The sequence below is a fragment of the Streptomyces bobili genome (assembly GCF_002154575.1).
GTDB classification, from domain to species: Bacteria; Actinomycetota; Actinomycetes; order Streptomycetales; family Streptomycetaceae; genus Streptomyces; species Streptomyces bobili.
Genome location: NZ_MUBA01000940.1, coordinates 191 through 695 on the forward strand (window position 1 = coordinate 191; position 505 = coordinate 695).

Consider the following 505-nt stretch of genomic DNA (forward strand, 5'->3'; position numbering starts at 1 on the left):
ACCGTGGCGGAGCGGGCTTCCGCGCTGGGTGTCTCCCCGGATGGGCGGGCGGCCACGGTCGCCGGTGCCAGCGGGATCACCGTGGCCCCTGAGGGCTGGGTCAAGGACACCGACGCGGTCGGCGTGCTGGTGACGGCGCTGGGAGCGGTGATCACCCGGATGCGGGAACGGGTGGCGGCCACGGGAGAGGCCGACCCCGTGAGCCAGGACATTTTCATCGGGATCACGGGGGATCTGGAGAAGCATCACTGGATGTTCCAGGCGGAGAGCGGGTGACGGACGGGGCGCTCGGGCGTCGCCGAGGTGGTGGCTGCCGTCCGGCGTAGCCGAGGTGGTGGCTGTGCCGTCCGGCGTCGCCGTGGGCGGGCTGACGGGGTTGTCGGCGGTGGGCTGGAGGTGACGGCCATGACGGGACCGATAGTGCGCCGGGGGGCCGCGCTGGGGCTCGGGGCGGTGTGGTGGTGGGCCGCGGTACGGCTTGCCGTGGCGCCCGACGCCGGGGTGC

1 protein-coding gene is annotated in these 505 nt (G+C 74.3%); it reads left to right on the forward strand.

Annotated features, from left to right (window positions below; genetic code table 11):
- The coding region (locus tag BZL64_RS38840) for a ferritin-like domain-containing protein (RefSeq protein ID WP_279634670.1) at positions 1-276 on the forward strand (276 nt) is incomplete at its 5' end.
- Between the last annotated feature and the right edge of the window lie 229 nt (positions 277-505).